Source organism: Arenimonas sp., assembly GCF_022842045.1.
In the GTDB taxonomy this organism is placed as follows: Bacteria; Pseudomonadota; Gammaproteobacteria; order Xanthomonadales; family Xanthomonadaceae; genus Arenimonas.
In genome coordinates, this window is record NZ_JALHQI010000031.1 from 1 (window position 1) to 21,641 (window position 21,641).

Below are 21,641 nucleotides of genomic sequence, written 5' to 3' on the forward strand. Positions count from 1 at the left end.
TCAGGGCAGGCGCACCAGCTCCACGCGGCGGTTCTTCGCGCGGCCGTCCTCGGTGGCGTTGTCGGCCAGCGGCTGGTCGGGGCCGAAGCCCTGCGCCTGCAGGCGGTCGGCGGCGATTCCCTGGGCGACCAGCGCCGCTTGTACCGCCTCGGCGCGCTGGCGCGACAGTTCGCGGTTGCGCTCGGCGGTGCCGGTGCTGTCGGTATGGCCGTCGATGGACAGGCGCAGCGACGGGTCGTTCGACAGCAGGCGGTGGATTTCCGCCACCACCGCCGAGGCGTCGGGGCGAAGCGTGGCCTTGTCCACGTCGAAATTGATGTAGAGCGCGATGCGGCCGTCGGCGTCCAGCGCCTTCTTCATCGCGGCGGCGTCGATGAAGGCCAGCTTGCTGGCCATGCCCTGGCGCTCGAGCACCACCACTTCGCCGTGCAGCGGGATCGCGCCGGTGCTGACCTGGATCCACCATTCCTTGCCGCCCTGGCGGATGAGGTAGGTGTTGTTCTCGCAACCGTCGCTGGCGCAGGTGCCGTGGTAGTGCTTGTCGACCGCCTCGCGGCCGCCGAAGGCCGCGTTCACCTCGTTCGTGTATTGAACCTGGTTGATTTGCTGGCCGCCCAGCTCGGCGATGGCGTTGGCGTAGTTGCGCTGGAACTCGATGTCGGAGTATTCGCGCTGGTCGGGGTTGGTGAGCTGGAAGCGGTCGCGGAAGACCTTGCCCTCGACGGCCACCACCTTGTCGCCGGCGATCATGTGCTCGCGGTCGAAGTTCTTGTTGCGATCGCGGTCGCTTAGCGTGCTGACCAGGCCCTCGGGCTCCTTGAAGAAGGGGAAGGGCGGCAGGCTTGCGGTGGACTCGGGCACGCTGGCGGGGTCGAACTCGGCGGGAACCTCCGCCGGCGGGGCGGCGTCGGTCGCCAGCTCGGGGCCGCCAGGCTCGCCGGGCAGCGGAGTTGCCTGCGATGCCGACGCCAGGCCGGCGTCCGTAGCGGCGACGTCTTCGGCGCCCGGCTCGCCGGGCTGCGTGGCGGTAGCGGGCCCGGCGCTCGCCTCGGCCGCCGGGTCGGTGGCCGGCGCGCTCCCGGCGGCGGCATCCTCCTCCCGTTGGCCACAGGCGGTGAGGACGAGGGTCGAGGCAAGCAGCAGCGGCAGCAGTCGCATGGTGGGCTCCGGAAGAAAAGGGGCGGGCTGAGGATGCACCGCACGTGGGATCTCCATCTCTGTCACACGGGTTAGGGGGCTTCCCGGGGCCAGCGCTTGGCGTGAAGGCGCGTGCACCGTTGGGCCGGGGCGAATTGGTTATGCTCAGGCCATGGTGTCCCTCCGCCCATCCCGCCTCCCATTCGGCCTGCTTCTCCTGCTCGTGCTGGCGATGCCGGTCGGTGCGCAGTCGGAATCCGCGCTGGTTGGCGGCGACCCGAACTACCCCCCGTTCCATTACCTGAATCAGCAGGGCCAGGCCGCGGGCCGGGACGTCGAACTGATCCGCGCGATCGCCGCCGACCAGGGCTTCCAGGTCGAATTCAGCCTGCTCGAGTGGGGCCGCGTGCTGGGCCAGCTCGAGCGCGGTGCGGTGGACGTGGTGCCGATGTTCATCACCGAGGACCGCCGCGCCCGCTTCGACTTCAGCCAGCCGTTCGCACGGCGGCACCACCAGGTGTTCGGGCCGCGCCGGGCGGCGCGCGTGGAAGACATCGAGGACCTGGCCGGCCGCCGGGTCGCGGTGCAGTTCGCCGGCATGGCCTACGAGTGGCTGGCCAACCAGGACGCCGGCATCGAGATCCGGCCCATCAACATCGAGGACGGCGCGGTGCTTGCCGTGGCGCGCGGCGAAGCGGATTTCGCGCTGGTACCCAGCGACATCGGCGAGCGCGCGATCGCCGTGCACGGGCTCAAGGACATCGTGGCGCTGAGCCCGCCGCTGCTCGAGCGCGACTATGCGTTTGGCGTCAGCCGCGACCGGCCGGCGCTGCGCGAGAAGATCGATGCCGGCCTGGCGCGCCTGCGGGAGAACGGCGAGCTGGCGCGGATCATGGCGGACGAGGTGGCGAGCCCGGTGCCGGTGGAGCGCCAGCACCGGCCGATGGATGCGCGCGAGCGCAGCAGCGTGTCGTGGTGGATCGCCGGCCTGATCCTGCTGGGCCTGTTGTTGTGGGTCGGCGCGCGCTGGGCACGCTCGCCCGGGGACTGAGTGGCCGGCTCAGGCGCCGGGTTTGGCCGGGCTGGTGAGCATGGCGACGCGGTTGCGGCCGCCCCGCTTGGCCTCGTAGAGCGCACGGTCGGCGGTTTCCATCCAGTCCGCCAGTTCGGTGTCGTGGTCGACCGCGGTGGCCAGGCCAACGCTGATCGAGACCTGCAGGCCGGGTGCCCGTTCGAAGCGCAGCGCGGCCACCTGCTGGCGCAATTGCTCGGCGATGCCAGCGGCCGTTTCGGCGTCGACCGGCAAGGCCACCGCGAACTCATCGCCGCCCAGTCGCCCGGCATGGCCGGCAGGCAGCGCAGCGCGGCGGACGTGGTGGCCGACCTCCCGCAGCACTTCGTCGCCCAGCGCGTGGCCGTGGCGGTCGTTGATGTCCTTGAACCGGTCCACGTCCACCAATAGCAGGGTGGCCTCCTGTCCCTTGGCGTGGCGGCGGCGCAGCTGGTGCTCGGCCTGCGATTGCCAGTGGGCGCGGCTGTCGAGGCCGGTGAGGGTGTCGGTGCGGTTCAGTGCCTCGAGCTGCAGGTTCTGGCGCTGCATCGTGCGCACGAGCTGGTAGCTCGACAGGCTGACCGCCAGCGAATGGATCACCATGATCGGCAGGCAGGCCAGCACCACGGGCATCGTGGTTTCGGGCTCGAACGCGAAGCCGGTGAGCAGGCCTGCGCCCACCAGGCCCAGCGCCATGGCCGGCAGCGAGCGCAGCCACAGGCCGCGGATGCCGGAATTGACCTTGTCGGCGGTGGCCATGGCCATCAGCAGCACCGAGGGCAGCACGTTGAAGTGCAACACCGCGGCGTACGAGCCCGCCAGCAGCGAGTCGAACAGGAAGTTGCGCAGCTCGGCCAGCTTGGGATCACGGCTGCGGATGGCAACCACGAAGGCCAGGTGCGGCCAGACCAGGCAAGCGAAGGCGGCCCAGGCCCAGTAAGGCCACGACGCATCGCGCGCCGCCAGCACCACGACCAGCGGCAGCGCCGCCAGGCCCATGCCCAGGATGCGGAAGCGGTAGGTGCGGCGCGGCAGGTCACGCAGATGACCGCCACGGCGGTCGTCCTGCCCGCCGGAAACCGGAGGCGCGGTGGTCGACAAGTTGTGGCATCCCCCCTGGATACGCCGCCAGCATAGCCGAGCCCGGCCGTGGGGGGGGGGGCGAAAGATTCGGCCCGCCGCGGGGCGGCGGCGTCGGTCAGCGGGCGACCGCCACCGTTGCCACGACGCCCAGCAGCACCACGCCCAGCACCGCCATCGCGTAGCGCAGGCCCGGCGCGGGTTCGGGTGCACCGGGCGGCGGGGTCACCACCTCGGCGGCCAGTTTCGCGTCGGGCCCTTCGACCAGCAGGCGGTTCATCGCCGCCAGCAGGTCGGCGTCGAAGCTGTAGGGGTCGAAGGTGGCGCGTCCATGCCGGGCCATCAGCCGGCGCACCTGGCTGGCGTTGGGCACCAGCTTCATTGCCCAGCTGGAGAAGCTGCGGCGCGCGATGTCCTCGCGCGCCAGCACCTTGAGGTCATGGTGGCGCGGATCGGCGTGCAGCTGCTGGTAGAGCGCCTCGACTTCCGCGGCCGGGCCTTCCAGGCACTGGAAGAAACAGCCGTCGCCGAAGTAAAGCGCGCCCACCAGGCCGCGGCGCGGATTGTTGCGGCGGGACTGGATCAGGATGCGGGCGACTTCCGGATGGATGCCGGCGCTGCCGTTCACGTCGTCGAAACGCGCGCGGCTGGCGTAGGTCAGTCGGAGCAGGGAAGACATGGGGGCACCTCGTCGTGGAACGAGCGCATCATTCCACGCATGGCTTCATGGACCCCGTGAAAACGGCCGTTTCGACGCGGTTTTCACCGTCATGCCGCAGGTTTCACAGGCAGCGGGGCGGGGTTGCGGGCGTGGACCTTGCGCTCGTCGCGGCAGTAGGCGCCGCCCATCGCGAACTTGCGGCAGATGCTCGGACGCGTGTCGTAGATGCCGCAGCGCATGTGCTCGCGGTCGAGCGCCGCGCACCAGCCGTCGGCGTCGCGGCGCATCACGTCCAGGCCGCGGTGGTCGACATCGACCAGGTGCGGCGGCTGCACTTCGTCGGGCATCAGCACCACCGTGAGGCGGCAGCAGACGGCGGCGCAGCGGTCGCAGGAAACGGCGGGATCGACGCGCTGGTCGTCGTCGCGGAACACGATGGGCATGGGCGGCTTCGGGGATGGCGATCCGGCCCGCGGGGCGGGGCGGTGGCGCGTGGAGGGGGCGAAGCGGAGCCCGGGATTCGGGACGGCGGGACGCGCAGGCGGTTCAGCTGGCGGGCGCAGTCTACACCCTGCCGGGCGCCCCGGCCGGGGCTGGGCCATAATGCCGGCCCGAACCCGGCCGCGTGCCCACCGATGAAAACCCCCAAGGGCCTGCAGCCGTTGATCGACGACGGCGTGATCGACGAAGTGCTGCGCCCGCTCAAGAGCGGCAAGGAAGCCTCGGTGTACGTGGTTCGTTCCGGCGACGAGGTGCTGTGCGCCAAGGTCTACAAGGACATGGGCCAGCGCAGTTTCCAGGCCCGCGTGCAGTACCAGGAGGGCCGCAAGGTCCGCGGCAGCCGCCAGCAGCGGGCCATGGGCAAGGCCAGCAAGTTCGGCAAGCGCGAGCTCGAGACGCAGTGGAAGAACACCGAGGTCGACGCGCTCTACCAGCTGGTCGAGGCCGGCGTGAGCGCGCCGCGCCCGCATGGCTACCACCACGGCGTGCTGCTGATGGCGCTGGTGACCGATGCCGGGGGCCACAGCGCCCCTCGCCTGGGCGAGGTCGAGCTCGAGGCCGCCGAGGCCGCCCGCTACCACCACGCGCTGGTGCGCGACGTGGTGCGCATGTTGTGCCTGGGCCTGATCCACGGCGACCTGTCCGAATACAACGTGCTGGTCTCGCCCGAGGGGCCGGTGATCATCGATTTCCCGCAGGTGGTCAGTGCCGCCGGCAACAACGCCGCCCGGGCCATGCTGCTGCGCGACGTGCACAACCTTCGCGACAGCCTGGGCCGGTTCGAGCCGGCGCTGCTGGCCACGCACTACGGGGAGGAGATGTGGGCGCTGTACGAGCGCGGCGAACTGCGCCCCGACACCGTGCTCACCGGCCACTTCACCTTCGACGAGCGCCGGGCCGACCTGGGCGCGGTGCTCATGAGCATCGAGGATGCCCGCCAGGAGGCGATCATCCGCCAGCAGGGCCGCGAGGCCGCCGCCGAACAGGACTGAGGCCCGCCTGGCCCCGGATTTCCGGTTCTGTGACCGGGGTGGTGGGCAGGCCGGGCCGCTTGGTCTAGATTGGGGGGAGTTCAGGGGTCGGTCTTGGGGGCAGGGATGAGCGGGGACTCGGGCGCCAAGGCGCGCATCCTGGTGGTCGATGACTCCAAGCTGATGCGCAAGGCGGCCATGAAGATGCTGGGCGACGAGTTCGACGTCGTCACCGCAGACGACGGCGCGCAGGCCTGGCAGATGGTCAGCGAGGACCAGACCATCCAGGTCGTTTTCTCCGACCTCAACATGCCCGTGTCCGATGGCTACGACCTGCTGCGCCGGGTGCGCGGCTCGGCTGACGCCGGAGTGCAGGCGCTGCCGCTGATCATCGTCACCGGCGCCGAGAACGACGAGGCGGCGCGGATGCGGGCGCTGGACATGGGCGCCACCGATTTCATCACCAAGCCCTTTTCGACCACCGACCTGGTGGCGCGCGCCCGCGCCCACGCCAACAACCAGCGCATCACCCGCCAGCTGCAGGCCCAGTCCACGCTCGACGGCCTGACGGGCCTCAGCAACAAGGCCGGCTTCCTCGACCGCCTGCAGCAGGACATCGCCTATGCGCGCCGGCACCAGCACCCGCTGTGCCTGGTGCGGCTGGAGATGGTCGATTTCCGCCGGTTCTTCCTCTACCACGGCCGTGAAGTGGCCGAGGCGTTGGTGCTGCAGGTCGCGCGCATGCTGCGCGGGCGCATCCGCAAGGAGGATACCGCGGCGCGCGTTGGCCTCGGCGGCTTCGCACTGTCGCTGCCCGGGGGCGACCCGGTGGGCATCGAAGGCATGATCGGCCGCCTGCGGCTGGAGCTGCTGGGCCAGCCGCCGGTGGACGAGAACGGCGAACCGATCGCGGTCGAGCTGGGCGCCGCGGTGCTGTGCCCGGACCTGGCGCTGGGGCTCGGCGCGCAGGCAATGATGGACCAGTGCCAGGCGATGCTGGACGCACCGCCCGTCGCGGCACCGCCGACCGGCGAGGCCGCCGCGCCTGCGCTGCATGTCGAGACCTGCATCGTGCCGCTGGCCGCGCCGGCGGTGGCCGCGCCGCCGACGACCATCCCCATGCCCGCGCCGGTGGCGCCTGTCCTGGCCGCGGCCACGACTGCCGGAGATATGCCGTCGGCTACCCCGGCTCCAACACCCGCCGCGAAACCCGCATCGGCACCGGCGCCCGAACCCGCGACGAGCGCCGCCACCACGCCGGCACCCCTTCGCATCGACCCGTTGCTGGACGAACTCGCCGCCGGCAACGCTCGTGCCGTGGCCGACAAGATGCCCCAGGTCATCGGCCGCCTGCTGCCGGTGCTGCGGCTGCTGGGCCCGGGCCAGCGCGCCCAGTTGATCCAGTTCCTGCAGCGCCTGGGCTGACAAGCGCGCCGGCTTGGCTATCATCGGGCGACCGTCCTTGCCGGAACCCGCCATGCGCCTGCGACTCGCCGCCACGCTTTGCCTCGCCCTGCTGCCCGCCACCGTCGCGCTGGCCTTCGAACAAGGGCGGGTGGTAGAGGGTGAACCGGCGGTGCTGGCGCCGCGCGAGCGGGTCGCGGTCGAGAACCGCATCGTCACCGAGCGGCTGGAGACCCTGCTGCCGCGGCTGATGGCGGAAACCAACATCGACCTGTGGCTGGTGCTCTCGCGCGAGTACGCCGAAGACCCGATCTACTTCACGCTGGTCCCGCAGCCCACCTTCGCGGCGCGCCGCACGACCCTGCTGGCCTTCCACCGCAGGCCCGACGGCACCGTGGACCGCCTGGTGGTGAACCGCTACCCGCTGGGCGAGCCCTACACCTCGGTCTGGTCCGGCGGCGACCTCGACGCGCAGTGGCGGGCGCTGGGCCAGCTGATCGCCGAGCGCGACCCCAAGCGCATCGGCATCAACGTCTCGCGCCAGTGGCCGATCGCCGATGGCCTCAGCAAGGGCCTGCACGAGCGCCTGCTGGCCGTGCTGCCCGCGGGCTTCGAATCGCGCCTGGTGTCCGCGGAGGACCTGGTCGTGCGCTGGACCGAGACCCGCATCGCCTCCGAGCAGGCGCTGTACCCGCACATCGTCGCCATCGCCCGCAGCGTCATCTCCGATGCGTTCTCGTCCAAGGTGATCACGCCCGGCGCCACCCACACCGACGACGTGGCCTGGTACATCCGCCGCCGCTACGAGGCGCTCGGCCTGCCGGTGTGGTTCATGCCCGACGTCAACTTCCAGCGCGCCGGCGTCGCCTGCGGGGAGCAGGCGCCGTTCTGCGGCAGCGAGGGCATCATCCAGCCCGGCGACGTGCTGCACACCGACGTGGGCCTGTGCTACCTGAAGCTGTGCACCGACACCCAGGAAATGGGCTACGTGCTGCGTCCCGGCGAAACCGACGTGCCGGCGGGGCTGAAGGCGGCGCTGGCCGATGGCAACCGCTGGCAGGACCTGCTGACCGCCAATTTTCGCAGTGGCCGCACCGGCAGCGAGATCCTGGCGGCCACCCGCCGCGATGCGGAGCGCGCGAAGCTGGTGTCGAGCACCTACACCCATCCCATCGGATTCTTCGGCCACGCGGCCGGCCCGACCATCGGCATGTGGGACGACCAGAGCGGCGGCGCCGACGGCGGAACCTGGCCGCTGTACCCGGACACCGCCTATGCCATCGAGGGCAACATCAAGGCGCGCGTGCCGGAGTGGGGCCGCCAGTGGGTCCAGATCAAGCTCGAGCAGAGCGCGATCTTCGACGGCGAGAAGGTCACCTACCTGGCCGGGCGCCAGACCCAGTGGCACGTGGTGCGCTGAGCGTCGTCAGCGCCGGTAGCTGAGCAGGCGCCCGCGGAAGGGCGCCACGTCGTCGTCGTTGAACGCGCTGCGCACTTCGGTCACGGCGTAGCCCTGCTTCTTCAGCGCGGTGGTGAAGGCGCCGCTGTTGCCGCGCCCCGGATCGGTGATCAGCACCTCGGCGCTGGGGCGCATGTGGGTGGCCAGCAGGGTCGCCAGCTGTTCGGCGTGCCCGCGCTCGTAGAGCACGTCGCTGGCGATCACCAGGTCGAACTCGCCCAGCCTCGGCTGCGGCAGGTGCCAGGCCAGGTCGAGGAACGCCAGCGGCGGCAGGCCGTTGAGTTCCGCGTTGTAGGCCAGGAATTCCTCCGCCAGCGGGTGATGGTCGCTGGCGGTGATGTCGGCCTGGCGCCGCTGCAGCACCAGGCTGGCGAGCCCGAGGCCGCAGCCCAGCTCCAGCACGCGCTTGCCGGCGACATCGAACCCGCTCATCGCCTGCGCCAGCACGCGCCCGGCCGGCCAGACCTGGCCGAACAGGCTCCACATCGCCGAGGAAATGCCGGCGCGCTCGGCGTGCCCGTGCGGGTCGGCGAACTGCTGCAGGTCGCTCAGCGCGCGGATGCGGTAATCATGCCCGCCGAATCGCAGGGTGAGCAGGCGGGTGGCGTAGCCCGGCATGGGCGCTCCGTGGGGGCGTCGTCCCGGCGAACGGGGACGGTGACGCGTGGGAGGCGCTACGGCGAGGGCGACGTGCCCGGGGCGTGACGTGCGAAGGTGCGCCCGCAGTCTACCCGCAATGCCGGCCGCGCGCGGCCGTCAGTGCGCCGCGGCCTCGCCCTTCCCGCGCAACTTGCCCCAGGCGGTGACGCCCAGCACGACGGCGATGCCGGCCAGGATGCCGAACGCGGCTTCGGCCAGCATCGACACCGGCAGGCCCCAGCCACCGGCCGGGGTGATGCCCTGCACGAAGTGGTGCACGACCGGGATGGCATGGACCAGGATCTGGCCGCCCACAAGGAACATCGCGGCGGTGCCGGCGATGGCCAGGAACTTCATCAGCCAGGGCGCGGCGGTGAGGATGCCGCGGCCCAGCGCGCGCTTGGCACGCCGCGCCGCGGAATCGCCGGGCAACTGGCTCAGGTACAGGCCGCCGTCGTCGAGCTTGACGATGCCGGCGACCAGGCCATACACACCCACGGTCATGATCGCCGCGATCGCGGTGAGCACGCCGACCTGGGTGACGAAGTCCTTCGCCGCCACGGTTCCCAGCGTGATCACGATGATCTCGGCCGAGAGGATGAAGTCGGTGCGGATCGCGCCCTTGATCTTGTCCTTCTCGCGCGCCACCAGGTCCACCGACTCGTCGGCGACAGCCTCGAGCAGCGCGACGATTTGCTTCTCCGCTTCGGCCGGGTGCAGGAATTTGTGCATCAGCTTTTCCACGCCTTCGTAGCAGAGGAAGGCGCCGCCGACCATCATCAGCGCGGTGACGATCGGCACCACGATGCCGCGGCTGGCCAGCCAGCCTTCCAGGGCGCTGATCGCCAGCGCCGCGGGCACCAGGATCACCTTGTTCACCGCCGAGCCCTTGGCCACGGCCCAGACCACGGGCAACTCGCGGTCGGGCTTCACGCCGGACACCTGCTGCGCGTTCAGGGCGAGGTCGTCACCGAGCACGCCGGCGGTCTTCTTGGTGGCGACCTTGGTCATCACCGAGACGTCGTCGAGGATCGTGGCGATGTCGTCGAGGAGGGCGAGCAGGCTGGAGGCCATGGCGGGTCCGATGCGGGGCGAGGCCGCGATTCTCGCATCCGCCCGCCGCCGAAGGGGAGGGTCGTCGCACCCGGCGCGTGGGGTCGCTACACTCGGGCCTTCCAGCGCCGCGGGAGAGGATCGTGCCAAACCGGTTGCGGGTCAGGGGAACGGGACGCGCCGGGAGCGCGCTGATGCTGGCGCTGGCGTTCGCGGCCGGCGCCCGGGCCGAGGTCAAGGACAGCGCCGCCGACGGCTTCACCGTCGAGAACAGCGTGGTGGTCGCGGCATCGGCGGCGGAAGCCTGGGACGCGCTGGTGGACGACGTGGACGCGTGGTGGCCGCGCGACCACACCTGGTGGGGCAAGGCCTCGACCCTGGTGATCCAGCCGCGCAGCGGCGGCTGCTTCTGCGAAACCGCCGGCGACCGCGAGGCCCAGCACCTGCTGGTCACCTTCGCCGACCCCGGGCGCGTGCTTCGCATGACCGGTGGCCTGGGCCCCCTGCAGGGCATGGGCCTGGACGGCGCGCTCGAGTTCCGGCTGGCGCCCGCCGACGGCGGCGGCACGCGCATCACGCTCTGGTACCGCGTGGGCGGCTACACGCCGGACGACCTGTCGAAGTTCGCGCCGGTGGTGGACCGCGTGCAGGCGCAGCAGCTGGGTGGCCTGGCCGCCTATCTCGCGCGGCGGGACGGCCCGATCGAGGAAGAGTCCTGACTCAGAACCGTTCGCTGGGCGGCAGGTAGCGCCACTGCCCGGGCGGCATCTTCGACAGCGGGATCCGGCCCAGCCGGATCCGGCGCAGCGACAGCGCCGTGAGCCCGACTTCCCGGCACAGGTGCTGGATCAGGCCAGGCCGCACGCCCTTGATGGCGAAGCGCAGCCGCTGCTCGCTCTGCCAGCTGACCTTGAACGGCGCCACCGGCCAGCCGTCGAAGGTGGTGCCGTGCGAGAGCCGGTTCCAGCCGTAGGGCGCCAGCTCGCCCTCGACGTCGACGATGAATTCCTGCTCGAGCTTCGCGGCGTCCTCGGCCAGGCGCCGCAGCACGCGACCGTCCTGGCTCAGGACCAGCAGGCCGCTGGCGGCGTCCTCCAGCGGCAAGCCCGGTGCCTGGTGGACGAAGTGGCGCTTGTGCACGCGCCAGCCGGTGTCGTCGCCGTCCCAGCGGTGCGCTGGCGTGGCCAGCGCGATCGCGTCGATGGCGGGCAGCCCTGCGGGTTTATGCAGGACCAGGGTCGCGGGTTCGGCCGGTTCGAGCTTCGCGGCCGGGTCGAGCTCGACCACCTGGTCGGTGACCTTGAACTGCGGTTCCTCGACCACGACGCCAGCCACGCGCACCCAGCCGCCCTGCACGTACTGCTCGGCCTCGCTGCGCGAGCAGCCGGCGATCTCGACCACGCGCTTGGACAGTCGGACGGGTTCGGTCATCGGAAGGGGCCTGCGGAACGGGCCCCATTGTAGGCGCCCCGGCCTCGGCGCGGGGCGACGCGGGCGGACGCCGGGCGGCGTCCGTCCCCGGGATCAGGCCTTGCCGGCCTTCTTGCTTTGCTTCTCGGCGCGCTTTTCCTTCAGCGTCTTCTCCGGCTTCTTCTTCTCGGTCTTCTTCTGGTTCAGGCCCTTGGCCATGGTGGACTCCGTGCAGTGGTGTTCCGGGCGGCCCGTGCCGGCCGGTGCCGGAAGCATGCGCCGCGGCCGCGACTTTTTCCATGGGGCGGCGGGGGTGACAATGCCGGCATGGACGACGACTTCGCCAGCCGGCTGCAGCTGCCGCCCGGGCCCTGGGCCACAGTGCTCGATGCGCTGTGCGACCGGTTCCCGGCGGTGGATCGGGCGCAGTGGCTCGACCGCATGCGGCGCGGCCGCGTGCGCGACGCCCGCGGCGCGCCGCTGGACGCGGCCACGCCGCATCGCACCGGGATGGAGCTGACCTATTCGCGCGAGGTGCCGGACGAGGCGGCGGTGCCGTTCGAAGAGGTCGTCATCCACGAGGACGAGCACCTGGTGGTGGCCGACAAGCCGCATTTCCTGCCGGTGACGCCGGCGGGCCGCTACCTGGAGCACACGCTGCTGCGGCGGCTGCAGCGGCGGCTGGGAGCACCGGACCTCGTGCCGCTACACCGCATCGATCGCGCAACGGCGGGGCTGGTGCTGTTCTCGCGCGATCCCGGTTCGCGCGCGGCGTACCAGGCGCTGTTCCGCGAACGCCGCATCGACAAACACTACGAGGCACTGGCGCCCGCGCTGCCCGGCCTGGCGTTCCCGCACGTGCGCCGCAGCCGCATCGAGGCCGGCCAGCCCTTCTTCCGCATGCGCGAAACCGAGGGCGCGCCCAATTCGGAAACGCGCATCGACGTGATCGCGCGCGGCGAGGCGGCCTGGCGCTACGCGCTGCAGCCGGTGACCGGGCGCAAGCACCAGCTGCGCCTGCATCTGGCGGGGCTGGGCGCACCCATCGTCGGCGATCCGCTTTATCCGGCGCTGGACGGGGCTGCCCAGGACTTCGCGCAGCCGCTGCGGCTGCTGGCCGTGAGGCTGGTGTTCCTCGACCCGCTCAGCGGAAGGCGCCGCGAATTCGAGAGTGCGCGCGAACTCCAGGCGCCTTAACGCCGCCCTGCGAAGCGGCGTCGCGGCGGGTGTGCGCCTCAGGCCTTGCGCCAGTCCAGCGTCAGCGCGATGCCGCCCAGCACCGCCAGCGCGCCCAGCGCCAGCCGCAGGTCGATGCTTTCACCCAGCAGCACCACGCCGGCCAGCGCCGTGATCACCGGAACACTCAGCTGGCTGCTGCCCGCCGCCTGCGGCGACAGCCCGCGCAGCGCGGCGTACCAGAGCGCGTAGCCCAGGCCCGAGGTCAGTGCGCCGGAGGCAAGGGCGAGCAGGGCGCCATCGAGGTCCGGCTTGAGCCAGGGCCAGGCGATGCCGGCCGCCAGGACCGCCATCGGCGCGGCACGCATGAAGTTGCCGGTGGTGGCGGCCAGGGCATCGGGCAGGCCGCGCCCGCGCAGCGTGTAGATGCCCCAGGCCACGCCGGCGCCGAGCATCAGCGCCGCGGACCGGGCAGGCGGTGCGGTGAGTCCGGGCCACAGCAGCCCGACCAGCCCGGCCAGCGCCAGCGCCAGGCCCAGTGCCTGCCAGGCGCTCCAGCGCGTGCCCATGAACAGGCCGGCGACCAGCATCGTGGCCTGCACGGCGCCGAACAGCAGCAGCGCGCCCGTGCCGGCGCTCAGTTCGGTGTAGGCGAAGGAAAAGGCGAGGGCATAAGTGAACAGCGCCGCCGCCGAGCGCCAGCTGCCGGCCGCCGGCAGCGGCCCGGGCCGCACGGCCAGCAGCAGCACCAGCATCATCGCGCCCGACAGGATGCGGATCGCGGTGAAGCTGGCGGGGTCGATGTCGGTGTTCGCCAGCGCCGCCCGGCACAGCAGCGAATTGCCCGCGAAGGCGAGCAGGGCGAGCACGGCCAGCGTGGCGATGCGAAGGCGCGAGGGGGCGCGTGCGGCGTCGGGCATGGGTGGCGCGGCTCCGGTTCGTGGCGTCGGGGGCGCTATCATCGCCCGATGGCCACCCTCTTGCTCAACTTGCGAAACGTCCCGGATGACGAGGCCGACGAGGTCCGCGCCCTGCTCAATGCCCACGGGGTCGACTTCTACGAGACCCCGCCCAGCTTCTGGGGCGTATCGGCGGGCGGATTCTGGCTGCCGGATGCGGCGCGGCTGGCCGAGGCGCAGTCGCTGCTGGCGCGCTACCAGGCCGAGCGCGGCGAGCGCGTGCGGGCGGAGAACGAGGCCGCGCGACGCGAGGGCCGCGCCGCGGGGACGTGGGCCGGCATCCGGGCCCGGCCGGGCCAGGCGCTGGGAGCGATCATCGGCATCCTGCTGATGCTGGCGGTGGCGACGCTGCCCTTCCTGCTGATCGCGCGCTGATCAGGGGGCCATTGCGTCGAACTCGTCGTCGGGCAGGGCGATGAAGGACCAGAACGGACGGCCCGCATCGCGCCAGGCCAGCGACACGCCCTCCAGCACCGCGACCAGGGTGGCGAAGTCCTCCGGGCAGTCCCCGCGCAGCGCGCCCGGCGACTCCAGCCCGAGCACGTAGCCTTCGGCCGGCAGCCAGGACAGGTCCGACAGGGCATCCGACAGTGAGTCCCAGTTCAGGCCGAAACCGGGCGGGAAGGCGAAGGCCGTGGCCATGCGGCGCAGCAGCGCGGCCTTGTCCATGCAGTCCGCCAGGTCCACCGACACGCAGCGGAAGCCCAGGCCGTCGGCGGCATCCAGCAGCGGACCGAGGTCGGAGGCGGTGAGGTAGAAGGCGCCGGACTGGTCCGGTTCCACCAGCAGCGACTGCAGCGGATGCAGGCTCACGGCTGCGGCCCGATGCGGCGGAAAGACGCGTAGTGGTCGTCGGTGTACCAGTACTCCGCCGGCGGCTCGCCGCCGGTGACGATGCGGCGCGGGCCGCGGTGCGACAGGCCGGGCGTGCGCACCGTGAACTCGCGATAGTAGCCGCGCGGCCGCGATGGCAGCCGGCGCTCGAAGTTGTTGAACACCGTGCCGTCCTGGCGATGCGGATAGGGCCCCCCGCGGGCGATGAGCGCGAGCGTGTCGAGGGCTTCCGGCGGCAGCCCCGCGTCCGGGAAAGCGGAGCGCGCGTCCGCTCGCGATTCGGAGGTCGACGGCGCGGTCGATTGCTCGGTCGACGCCTCGAAGGCACCGCTACCGGCCAGCTGTTCGTCGATGCGCCCGGCGCCGCCGGGCCCCTGCCAGAACCACAGCAGGAGGGCGACGATGCCCAGGGTCAGCAGGGGGCGAAGCTTGCGCATGGCCGTGTCCGGCAAAGGGAGACGCGAGTCTAGCAAGCGACGGTGATGCACTCAGCCGGGCGGGGCGATGCGCACCTGGTTGCGGCCGGCGCGCTTGGCCGCGTACATCGCCTGGTCGGCGCGCCGGATCAGGCGGTCGATGTCGGCTTCACCCGGCTCCAGCGCCGCGACGCCGATCGAGACCCGCAGCGGCACGGCCGCGCCGTCGGCAAGGAAGCCGATCCGCGCGACCGCCGCATGGATGCGGCGCGCCGAGGCTTCCGCCACCGCCAGCGGCGTGTCGGGCAGCAGCACCGTGAACTCTTCGCCGCCGTGCCGGCCCAGCAGGTCGCGGGGACGCAGCTGGTCGCGCATCGCCGAGGCCACCAGCCGCAGCGCCTGGTCGCCGGCGTCGTGGCCATGTTCGTCGTTGATGCGCTTGAAGTGGTCCAGGTCGAGCACCATCAGCGCGCAGTCCTGGCCCGGGTCGCGGGCGATGCACAGGCGCGACTGCTGCAGGAAGGCGGTGCGGCTGAGCAGCCCGGTGAGCCCGTCGGTATCGGCGATGTCCTGCAGGCGCTCGAGCAGGCGTTCGCTGCCCATCAGCACGAAGCCCAGGCTGGCCACCGCGGGCGCCAGCATCGCGCCGCCGAGCAGCATCGTTTCGGCCCAGGGCTGCTCGACCCACGCGCGGCCGGCGCTGCCTTCGGGCATATACAGCAGGACGCCGCGCGTCGCCAGCACCAGGGCGCACAGCGAGAACGCCGCGCCGACGATGCCGGCATTGCCGCCGGCCGGCCGCGAACCGCGACGCAGCGCGACCACCGCCGTGCTGGCGGCGATGCCCGCGCACAGGAAGGACAGCAGGCAGGTGCGCATCGGCTGGCCGGGATCGGTGAACAGCATGATCGCGCTGGCCACCGCGACCAGCAGCACCGGCGCCGCGAACCAGGGCGAATCCGGCATGCGGCCGCGTGACGCCACCAGGGCGCGCAGGTACTCGATGAAGGACGCGACGATCAGGGTCTTGCCCGGCACAGCCAGGCCGGGGTGGTCGACGGCCCATTCGAGCAGCAGCCAGCCCAGCGGCGCGAGCAGGATCGCCCGGGCCCAGATCCGCTGCGGGCCGGCGAGCTCGTGGGGTTGGCGCGCGGCCGCGGCGTAGAGGCCCGCGGACATCGCCGCGGAGGCAAGCAGGGCGATCAGGGCGCTGGCGAACGGGTCCAGGAACACCGGTGGCCCCCCCGAGCCGTGGTGATGCGCGGAAGGCTAGCACTTTCCGCAGCGGACGGCGCTGCGCGGGGCGCAGCCGTTTTCGTAACATGGGCGCTTGCTAGGCTGTCGCTCCCCGCCCACCAAGGAACCCCCATGTCCCAAGCCTTCGATGTCGCCGTGCTGGTCGGCAGCCTGCGGGCCGACTCGCTCAACCGCCGCGTGGCCGACGCACTGGCCGGCCTGGCGCCGCCCTCGATCTCCCTGTCGCAGGTCGCGATCGGCGACCTCCCGCTGTACAACCCGGACCTGGAAACCGAGGCGCCACCCGCGGCGTGGACCCGCTTCCGCGAACGCGTGGCCCGCGCCGACGCGCTGCTGTTCGTCACCCCCGAGTACAACCGCTCGGTGCCGGCGGCACTCAAGAACGCGCTCGACGTCGGCTCCCGCCCCTATGGCAAGAGCGTCTTCGGCGGCAAGCCGGGCGCCGTGGTCAGCGTCTCGCCGGGCGCCATCGGCGGCTTCGGCGCCAACCACCACCTGCGCCAGTCGCTGGTCTTCCTCGACGTGCCGCTGATGCAGCAGCCCGAGGCCTACCTCGGCGGTGCCGACAAGTTCTTCGGCGAGGACGGCCAACTGGCCAGCGAATCCACCGCCAAGTTCCTGGGCAAGATCATCCACGCGTACGCCGACTGGGTCGCGCGGATCAAGGCCTGAGGTCGGCGATGGCTTTGCTGCGCGGGGCCAAGGCCCTCTTCGCCGGCGCGCTGGTCAGCGCCAGCACCCTGGTCCACGTCCCGGTGCTGCTGGTGGTGGCGTTGGTGAAGGCGCTGCTGCCGGTGCGCGCCCTGCGCCCGGCGCTGGACCGGGCGCTGATGGTGATCACCGAGAGCTGGATCGGCGTCAACAGTGCGCTGATCGACCTGTTCACCACGACCCGCTTCGTGGTCGAGGGCATCGACGGACTGCGCTACGGTGGCCACTACCTGGTGCTGGCCAACCACCAGAGCTGGGTGGACATCCCGGTGCTGCAGAAGGCCTTCAACCGGCGCATCCCGCTGCTTCGCTTCTTCCTCAAGAGCCAGCTGTTCTGGGTGCCGCTGCTGGGCCTGGCCTGGTGGGCGCTGGATTTCCCGTTCATGAAGCGCTACTCACGCCAGCAGCTGGCCAAGCGGCCGGAGCTGGCCGGCCGCGACGTGGCGGCGACCCGCAAGGCCTGCGAGAAGTTCCGGCACATCCCGGTGTCGATCATGAACTTCGTGGAGGGCACGCGCTTCACGCCGGCCAAGCACGCGCGCCAGGCCTCGCCGTTCGCGCACCTGCTCAAGCCCAAGGCCGGCGGCGTGGCCTTCGTGGTCGGCGCAATGGGCGAAGCCATCGACACCGTGCTGGACGTGACCCTGCACTACGAGCCGGCGCGGCCGACGCTGGTGGATTTGTTCTGCAACCGGGTGCGCGAGGTGCGCGTGCACGTGCAGGCGCGGCCGGTGCCGGCGGGCTTGTCCGAGGGCGATTACGAGACCGACCGCGCGCACCGCGTGCGCTTCCAGGGCTGGATCAACGAGCTGTGGCTGGCCAAGGACGCACGGCTGGCCACCTGGAGCGGCCCGGGCGCGGCCCGGGGCGACTGAGGCTCAGAGCCGCCGGGCGGCGAAGGTGTCGCACTGGCGGTAGTCGCCGCCCTCGAAGCCGATGCGGAACCAGCGCATGCGCTGCTCGGCGCTGCCGTGGGTGAACGAATCCGGCACCACCTGGCCCCGCGACTGCCGCTGCAGCGTGTCGTCGCCGATGGCCGAGGCGGTGGCCATGGCCTCCTCGAGATCGCCGGGCTCCAGCCAGGCATGGCGCTTCTGCGCGTGGTGGGCCCACAGGCCGGCGTAGCAGTCGGCCTGCAGCTCCTGACGCACCAGCGGGCCCTCGGCGCCTTCGACGTTGCCGCCGCGGCGGCGGATGTCGTTCACCTGCGCCGAGATGCCGGTGATCGTCTGGATGTGGTGGCCGACCTCGTGCGCGATCACGTAGGCCTCGGCGAAATCACCGCCGCCGCCGAGGCGCTTCTCCATCTGGTCGAAGAAGCTCAGGTCGATGTAGACCTGCTGGTCGCCCGGGCAGTAGAACGGCCCGACCGCCGCGGTCGCGCCGCCGCAGGCCGACTGCACCGACCCGCTGAACAGCACCAGCGTCGGCGCCGGGTAGCGCTGGCCCTGGGCTTCGAAGATGGCGCTCCACACGTCCTCGGTTTCGCCCAGGATGCTGGCGACGAACTGCGAGGCCTCGTCGTTGGCGGTGGGCGCGGCCGGCACGCCGCCGGCCTGTGGCGCGGACGGTGCCTGCTGCTGGACCTGGGCGATCAGGCCCAGCATTTCCATCGGGCTCTTGCCCAGCAGCAGCCCGATGACGAACACCGCGGCGATGCCGCCAAGGCCGAGCTTGAGGCCACCACCGCCGAGGCCGCCGCGACCGCGGCGATCATCGACGTTGCTGCTGCGTCTTGCGCTGCGCCACTTCATGGGCCGGTCTCCGAGGGGGTCGGGCCGATTGTTGCCCAAACCCGGGCGCGGGGCGAGGGCGACGCGCGGACAGGCCATGCGGCCATCGGGGGCCGGACCGGGTCGCGCGGCGGCGGCCAGGCGGCGGTGGACTTCAGTCGGCCGGGCCGGCGTCGGCCCGGAGTGCGGCCAGGATCGCCTGGCCGGCGCGACCGTCGGGTTCGCGGCCGAGGCGGGTTTGCTCGACGGCCAGCGCCGCCCGGGACCTGGCCCCGATCATGCCGTCCACTTCGCCGATGTCGTGGCCGCGCGCGACCAGCAGTGACTGCAGCTCGCGCCGCTCGGCCCGGGACAGACCGGGGTCGTCGGTGGGCCAGCGCGCCTGCAGGCCGGCACCGCCGCGCAGGCGGTCGGCCAACAGTGCGATTGCCAGCGCGTAACTCTCGGCGGCGTTGTAGGAAAAGATCGCGTCGTAGTTCTTGAACACCAGGAAGGCCGGGCCCTCGCGGCCCGCGGGCAGCAGCAGCGCGGTCGGCGTGTCGGCGGCGGCCAGCGCGCCGCCGTCGGCGCGGACCACGCCGCGGCCGACCCAGTGCGACAGCGGACGCCGCGACTGACGGCCATTCACCGAGGCGTCGAAGCCCTCGGGCAGGCGGACCTCATGGCCCCAGGGCCGGCCAGGCTGCCAGCCCGACCGACGCAGGTAGTTCGCGGTGGATGCCAGGGCATCAGGGATGCTGCCGACCAGGTCGCGGCGGCCGTCGCCGTCGAAGTCGACGGCGATGCGCGCATACGTGGACGGCATGAACTGAGTGTGCCCGAAGGCGCCGGCCCACGACCCCACCAGGCCTTCGGCCGACAGGTCGCCGGCCTGGATCAGCTTGAGCGTCGCGAACAGTTCGCCTTTGAAGAACGCCTGCCGCCGACCCTCGCAGGACAGGGTGGCCAGCGAGCCCAGCAGCGGCTTCTTGCCGAAGGTGCGGCCGTAGTCGCTTTCCACGCCCCAGACCGCGACCACGGTGGCCGGGTCGACGCCGTGCGCGTCCTGCACGCGGGCCAGCAGCTCAGCGTGTTCGGCCAGCATCGCCTGGCCGTCGGCCACGCGCTGGTCGTCCACCAGGCCGGCCAGGTAGTCCCAGATCGGCGTGCGGAATTCGGGCTGGTAGTCGAGCGACTCGAGCACGCCGGGGTCGCGCGCCAGTCCGGCCGTGTGCGTGTCCCAGGTGTCGCCCCGGAGGCCCTGTGCCAGCGCCTGCGGGCGCAGCGAGGCCAGGCAGGCGTCGAGCGTGGGCTCCGCCGCGGGTACGGGCAGGGCGAGGAAGGCGAGCAGCAGGGGCAGGGTCGGGCGCATGGCGCGAACCTTACGTGGCGACGGCTGAATCGTCACCGGCCGGGCTATGCTGCGGCCTTCCCCGCATCGGATGGCGCGCATGGTCACGGTCCACCACCTAGAGAACTCCCGTTCGCAGCGGGTCCTGTGGCTGCTTGAAGAGCTCGGCGTGCCTTATGAGGTCAAGCGCTATGCGCGCGACCCGAAGACGATGCTGGCGCCGGACGCGCTGAAGAAAGTGCACCCACTGGGCAAGTCGCCGGTGATCACTGACGGCGGCGTGGTGGTTGCCGAATCCGGCGCGATCATCGAGTACCTGGCGGACACCCATGGCAAGGGCCGCCTGCTGCCGCCGCCCGGCGACCCGGCGCGCCGCGCCTGCACGTACTGGCTGCACTACGCGGAAGGTTCGCTGATGCCGCCGCTGCTGATGACCCTGGTGTTCTCGAAGGTGCGCAGTTCGCCGATGCCGTTCTTCGCCAAGCCGATCGCCAGGGGCATCGCCGACAAGGTGATGTCGTCCTTCGTGTCGCCGCAGCTGAAGCTGCACTTCGATTACCTCGAGCAGGCGCTGGCGTCCTCGGAGTGGTTCGCGGGCCCGGACTTCAGCGTGGCCGACATCCAGCTCAGCTTCCCGATCGAAGCCGCGGCCGCCCGCGGTGCGCTGGGTGCGTCGCGCCCGAAGCTGGCGGCGTTCCTGGCGAAGATCCACGCCCGTCCCGCCTACCAGCGCGCGCTGGCCAAGGGCGGCCCCTATGAACTGATGCGATAAGCTGGTGGCGCCCCGCCACGGAGATTCCGCCATGAAGCCTTCTGTGCTCGCCCTGTTCCTGCTCTCGCTGCCGGTTGCCGCCGCTGACGGGGATCCGCCGGTCGCGATGGATCCCGCCGCCTTCGCGGACGCCGTCGCAACCTGCACGCCGGCCAGCCGCACCGAGCCGCACCCGTTCGTGAAGGGCTTCGAGATCGCGCACGCCGTGACCGGGGAAACCGAAGGCCGCTGCGACTACACGCAGTCGATGCCGGGCGGCATGCACATGGCCTGCCGCCTGGGCGAGGAAGGCCGCGCCGGCCTGGCGGAGGAGTTCCGCGAACAGGCCGCCGGCCGGATGAGTGGCGGCACCGGCCAGCAGAAGGCCTGGACCCGCGACTGCGAGATCGTGGCCGCCGACGGCAAGCGCACGCCGATGGGCGGCTGAGCGGCGCGCCCGGACAAGGAAGCCCATGGAGTTCTCGATCACGCTGGCGATCATCGTCGCCACCAGCCTGGTGTCCTGGCTGGGGTTGAACAACGAGGCGCTGCGCGGCGCTCTGGTGCTGTGGCCGCCGGCCGTGACGCGCCGGCACGAGTACCACCGCTTCCTGGGCTATGGCGTGGTGCATGCCGACTTCATGCACCTGCTGCTGAACATGATCACGCTGTTCTTCTTCGGGCGGCTGATGGAAGGCTTCTACGCGCAGTACCTCGGGGCTATGGGGTTCCTGTGGTTCTACCTCTCGGCGCTGGTGGTGTCGGCCCTGCCCAGCTACCTCAAGCACCGCGACGACCCCAACTACGTCACGCTGGGCGCGTCGGGCGCGGTGTCGGCCGTGCTGTTCGCCTTCATCCTGCTCAGGCCCTGGGAAACGATCTACGTCTATTTCGTCCCGGTGCCGGCGATCCTGTTCGCGGTGCTCTACACGGGCTACTCGGTCTACATGAACCACCGCCAGGCCGACCGCATCAACCACAGTGCCCACCTGGCCGGCGCCGCCTACGGCCTGCTGTTCACGGTGCTGCTGGAGCCCCGCGTGCTATCGCACTTCCTGGCCGAACTGTCCAACCCGGGCGGCTGAGCCCGGGCTCGGCCGGGGCCGTG

24 protein-coding genes and 1 pseudogene are annotated in these 21,641 nt (G+C 71.6%); 12 read left to right on the forward strand and 13 right to left on the reverse strand.

All coding sequences use genetic code 11. The features are described from left to right. A complete protein-coding gene (locus tag Q0C12_RS08215) occupies nt 1–1,158 on the reverse strand; it encodes an OmpA family protein (protein WP_290888782.1) in 1,158 nt (385 codons plus the stop codon). A 151-nt stretch (nt 1,159–1,309) separates the two neighbouring features. Between Q0C12_RS08215 and Q0C12_RS08220 the strand changes: the two genes are divergently transcribed. Further along, entirely contained in the window at nt 1,310–2,188 is an 879-nt protein-coding gene (locus tag Q0C12_RS08220; protein WP_290888784.1) for a transporter substrate-binding domain-containing protein, read from the forward strand. A gap of 9 nt (nt 2,189–2,197) precedes the next feature. Here the strand turns inward: Q0C12_RS08220 and Q0C12_RS08225 are convergent, their stop codons facing one another. The 3 genes from Q0C12_RS08225 to Q0C12_RS08235 all read right to left on the reverse strand — a co-directional run bounded on the left by Q0C12_RS08225 (nt 2,198) and on the right by Q0C12_RS08235 (nt 4,372). Beyond that, a complete protein-coding gene (locus tag Q0C12_RS08225; RefSeq protein ID WP_290888788.1) occupies nt 2,198–3,289 on the reverse strand; it encodes a sensor domain-containing diguanylate cyclase in 1,092 nt (363 codons plus the stop codon). Between the two features lie 97 nt (nt 3,290–3,386). Then, nucleotides 3,387–3,947 (reverse strand): BLUF domain-containing protein, encoded by a 561-nt coding sequence (locus Q0C12_RS08230; RefSeq protein ID WP_290888791.1) that lies wholly within the window; start codon nt 3,945–3,947, stop codon nt 3,387–3,389. Nucleotides 3,948–4,036: 89 nt separating this feature from the next. Next, nucleotides 4,037–4,372 carry a YkgJ family cysteine cluster protein gene (locus tag Q0C12_RS08235; protein WP_290888794.1) on the reverse strand — a complete coding sequence of 112 codons (336 nt, stop codon included), beginning with the start codon at nt 4,370–4,372 and terminating at the stop codon, nt 4,037–4,039. Between the two features lie 192 nt (nt 4,373–4,564). On the opposite strand from Q0C12_RS08235, the gene Q0C12_RS08240 reads away from it, so the two are divergent. The 3 genes from Q0C12_RS08240 (at nt 4,565) to Q0C12_RS08250 (ending at nt 8,225) form a co-directional block, all read left to right on the forward strand. Beyond that, nucleotides 4,565–5,422, forward strand: coding sequence for a PA4780 family RIO1-like protein kinase (locus Q0C12_RS08240; protein ID WP_290888796.1), 858 nt, complete (start codon nt 4,565–4,567; stop codon nt 5,420–5,422). Between the two features lie 105 nt (nt 5,423–5,527). After that, on the forward strand, nt 5,528–6,826 hold the full coding sequence (locus Q0C12_RS08245) for a response regulator (protein WP_290888799.1): 1,299 nt from the start codon (nt 5,528–5,530) through the stop codon (nt 6,824–6,826). Between the two features lie 52 nt (nt 6,827–6,878). Continuing rightward, nucleotides 6,879–8,225 (forward strand): M24 family metallopeptidase, encoded by a 1,347-nt coding sequence (locus Q0C12_RS08250; protein ID WP_290888802.1) that lies wholly within the window; start codon nt 6,879–6,881, stop codon nt 8,223–8,225. A 6-nt stretch (nt 8,226–8,231) separates the two neighbouring features. On the opposite strand, the gene Q0C12_RS08255 is transcribed toward Q0C12_RS08250, so the two are convergent. Together Q0C12_RS08255 and Q0C12_RS08260 are read right to left on the reverse strand one after the other, a co-directional pair. Next, nucleotides 8,232–8,882, reverse strand: coding sequence for a methyltransferase domain-containing protein (locus Q0C12_RS08255; protein ID WP_290888805.1), 651 nt, complete (start codon nt 8,880–8,882; stop codon nt 8,232–8,234). Nucleotides 8,883–9,020: 138 nt separating this feature from the next. Next, on the reverse strand, nt 9,021–9,977 hold the full coding sequence (locus tag Q0C12_RS08260) for a DUF808 domain-containing protein (protein WP_290888807.1): 957 nt from the start codon (nt 9,975–9,977) through the stop codon (nt 9,021–9,023). A gap of 173 nt (nt 9,978–10,150) precedes the next feature. Between Q0C12_RS08260 and Q0C12_RS08265 the strand changes: the two genes are divergently transcribed. Then, entirely contained in the window at nt 10,151–10,675 is a 525-nt protein-coding gene (locus Q0C12_RS08265; RefSeq protein ID WP_290888809.1) for an SRPBCC family protein, read from the forward strand. Between the two features lies 1 nt (nt 10,676). Here the strand turns inward: Q0C12_RS08265 and Q0C12_RS08270 are convergent, their stop codons facing one another. Continuing rightward, complete coding sequence (locus tag Q0C12_RS08270) at nt 10,677–11,387, reverse strand: rRNA pseudouridine synthase (protein ID WP_290888811.1); 711 nt, start codon at nt 11,385–11,387, stop codon at nt 10,677–10,679. A 306-nt stretch (nt 11,388–11,693) separates the two neighbouring features. Between Q0C12_RS08270 and Q0C12_RS08275 the strand changes: the two genes are divergently transcribed. Next, on the forward strand, nt 11,694–12,563 hold the full coding sequence (locus Q0C12_RS08275; RefSeq protein WP_290888813.1) for a pseudouridine synthase: 870 nt from the start codon (nt 11,694–11,696) through the stop codon (nt 12,561–12,563). A 38-nt stretch (nt 12,564–12,601) separates the two neighbouring features. Here Q0C12_RS08275 and Q0C12_RS08280 read toward each other — a convergent pair whose 3' ends face one another. Continuing rightward, on the reverse strand, nt 12,602–13,462 hold the full coding sequence (locus Q0C12_RS08280; protein WP_290888815.1) for a DMT family transporter: 861 nt from the start codon (nt 13,460–13,462) through the stop codon (nt 12,602–12,604). Between the two features lie 48 nt (nt 13,463–13,510). Here Q0C12_RS08280 and Q0C12_RS08285 point away from each other — a divergent pair, with 48 nt between their 5' ends. Further along, a complete protein-coding gene (locus tag Q0C12_RS08285) occupies nt 13,511–13,876 on the forward strand; it encodes a DUF6164 family protein (protein ID WP_290888823.1) in 366 nt (121 codons plus the stop codon). On the opposite strand, the gene Q0C12_RS08290 is transcribed toward Q0C12_RS08285, so the two are convergent. The 3 genes from Q0C12_RS08290 to Q0C12_RS08300 are packed head-to-tail and all read right to left on the reverse strand — an operon-like array spanning nt 13,877 to nt 15,984. Further along, entirely contained in the window at nt 13,877–14,314 is a 438-nt protein-coding gene (locus Q0C12_RS08290) for a barstar family protein (protein WP_290888825.1), read from the reverse strand. After that, entirely contained in the window at nt 14,311–14,772 is a 462-nt protein-coding gene (locus Q0C12_RS08295; protein ID WP_290888827.1) for a ribonuclease domain-containing protein, read from the reverse strand. Before Q0C12_RS08295 ends, Q0C12_RS08290 begins: the two co-directional genes overlap by 4 nt. Before the next feature lie 51 nt (nt 14,773–14,823). Next, nucleotides 14,824–15,984: a GGDEF domain-containing protein gene (locus tag Q0C12_RS08300; protein WP_290888830.1), complete on the reverse strand. Its 1,161-nt coding sequence runs from the start codon at nt 15,982–15,984 to the stop codon at nt 14,824–14,826. Between the two features lie 135 nt (nt 15,985–16,119). Here Q0C12_RS08300 and Q0C12_RS08305 point away from each other — a divergent pair, with 135 nt between their 5' ends. Both Q0C12_RS08305 and Q0C12_RS08310 read left to right on the forward strand, forming a co-directional pair. Further along, the gene (locus tag Q0C12_RS08305; protein ID WP_290888832.1) at nt 16,120–16,680 is read left to right on the forward strand and encodes an NAD(P)H-dependent oxidoreductase; all 561 of its coding nucleotides are present in this window, start codon (nt 16,120–16,122) and stop codon (nt 16,678–16,680) included. A gap of 8 nt (nt 16,681–16,688) precedes the next feature. Further along, nucleotides 16,689–17,594: an acyltransferase gene (locus Q0C12_RS08310; protein WP_290888834.1), complete on the forward strand. Its 906-nt coding sequence runs from the start codon at nt 16,689–16,691 to the stop codon at nt 17,592–17,594. 3 nt (nt 17,595–17,597) lie between these two features. Here Q0C12_RS08310 and Q0C12_RS08315 read toward each other — a convergent pair whose 3' ends face one another. Together Q0C12_RS08315 and Q0C12_RS08320 are read right to left on the reverse strand one after the other, a co-directional pair. Then, on the reverse strand, nt 17,598–18,473 hold the full coding sequence (locus Q0C12_RS08315) for a neutral zinc metallopeptidase (RefSeq protein WP_290888836.1): 876 nt from the start codon (nt 18,471–18,473) through the stop codon (nt 17,598–17,600). A 154-nt stretch (nt 18,474–18,627) separates the two neighbouring features. Further along, a pseudogene (locus Q0C12_RS08320) lies at nt 18,628–19,803 on the reverse strand (lytic murein transglycosylase); the annotation flags it as partial. A gap of 79 nt (nt 19,804–19,882) precedes the next feature. Here Q0C12_RS08320 and Q0C12_RS08325 point away from each other — a divergent pair. From Q0C12_RS08325 to Q0C12_RS08335, 3 genes are read left to right on the forward strand one after another with little or no spacing between them, the layout of a single operon-like run. Continuing rightward, complete coding sequence (locus Q0C12_RS08325) at nt 19,883–20,554, forward strand: glutathione S-transferase (RefSeq protein ID WP_290888838.1); 672 nt, start codon at nt 19,883–19,885, stop codon at nt 20,552–20,554. 31 nt (nt 20,555–20,585) lie between these two features. Continuing rightward, entirely contained in the window at nt 20,586–20,981 is a 396-nt protein-coding gene (locus Q0C12_RS08330) for a hypothetical protein (RefSeq protein ID WP_290888840.1), read from the forward strand. Between the two features lie 25 nt (nt 20,982–21,006). Continuing rightward, nucleotides 21,007–21,618 carry a rhomboid family intramembrane serine protease gene (locus tag Q0C12_RS08335; protein WP_290888843.1) on the forward strand — a complete coding sequence of 204 codons (612 nt, stop codon included), beginning with the start codon at nt 21,007–21,009 and terminating at the stop codon, nt 21,616–21,618. Nucleotides 21,619–21,641 lie beyond the last annotated feature (23 nt).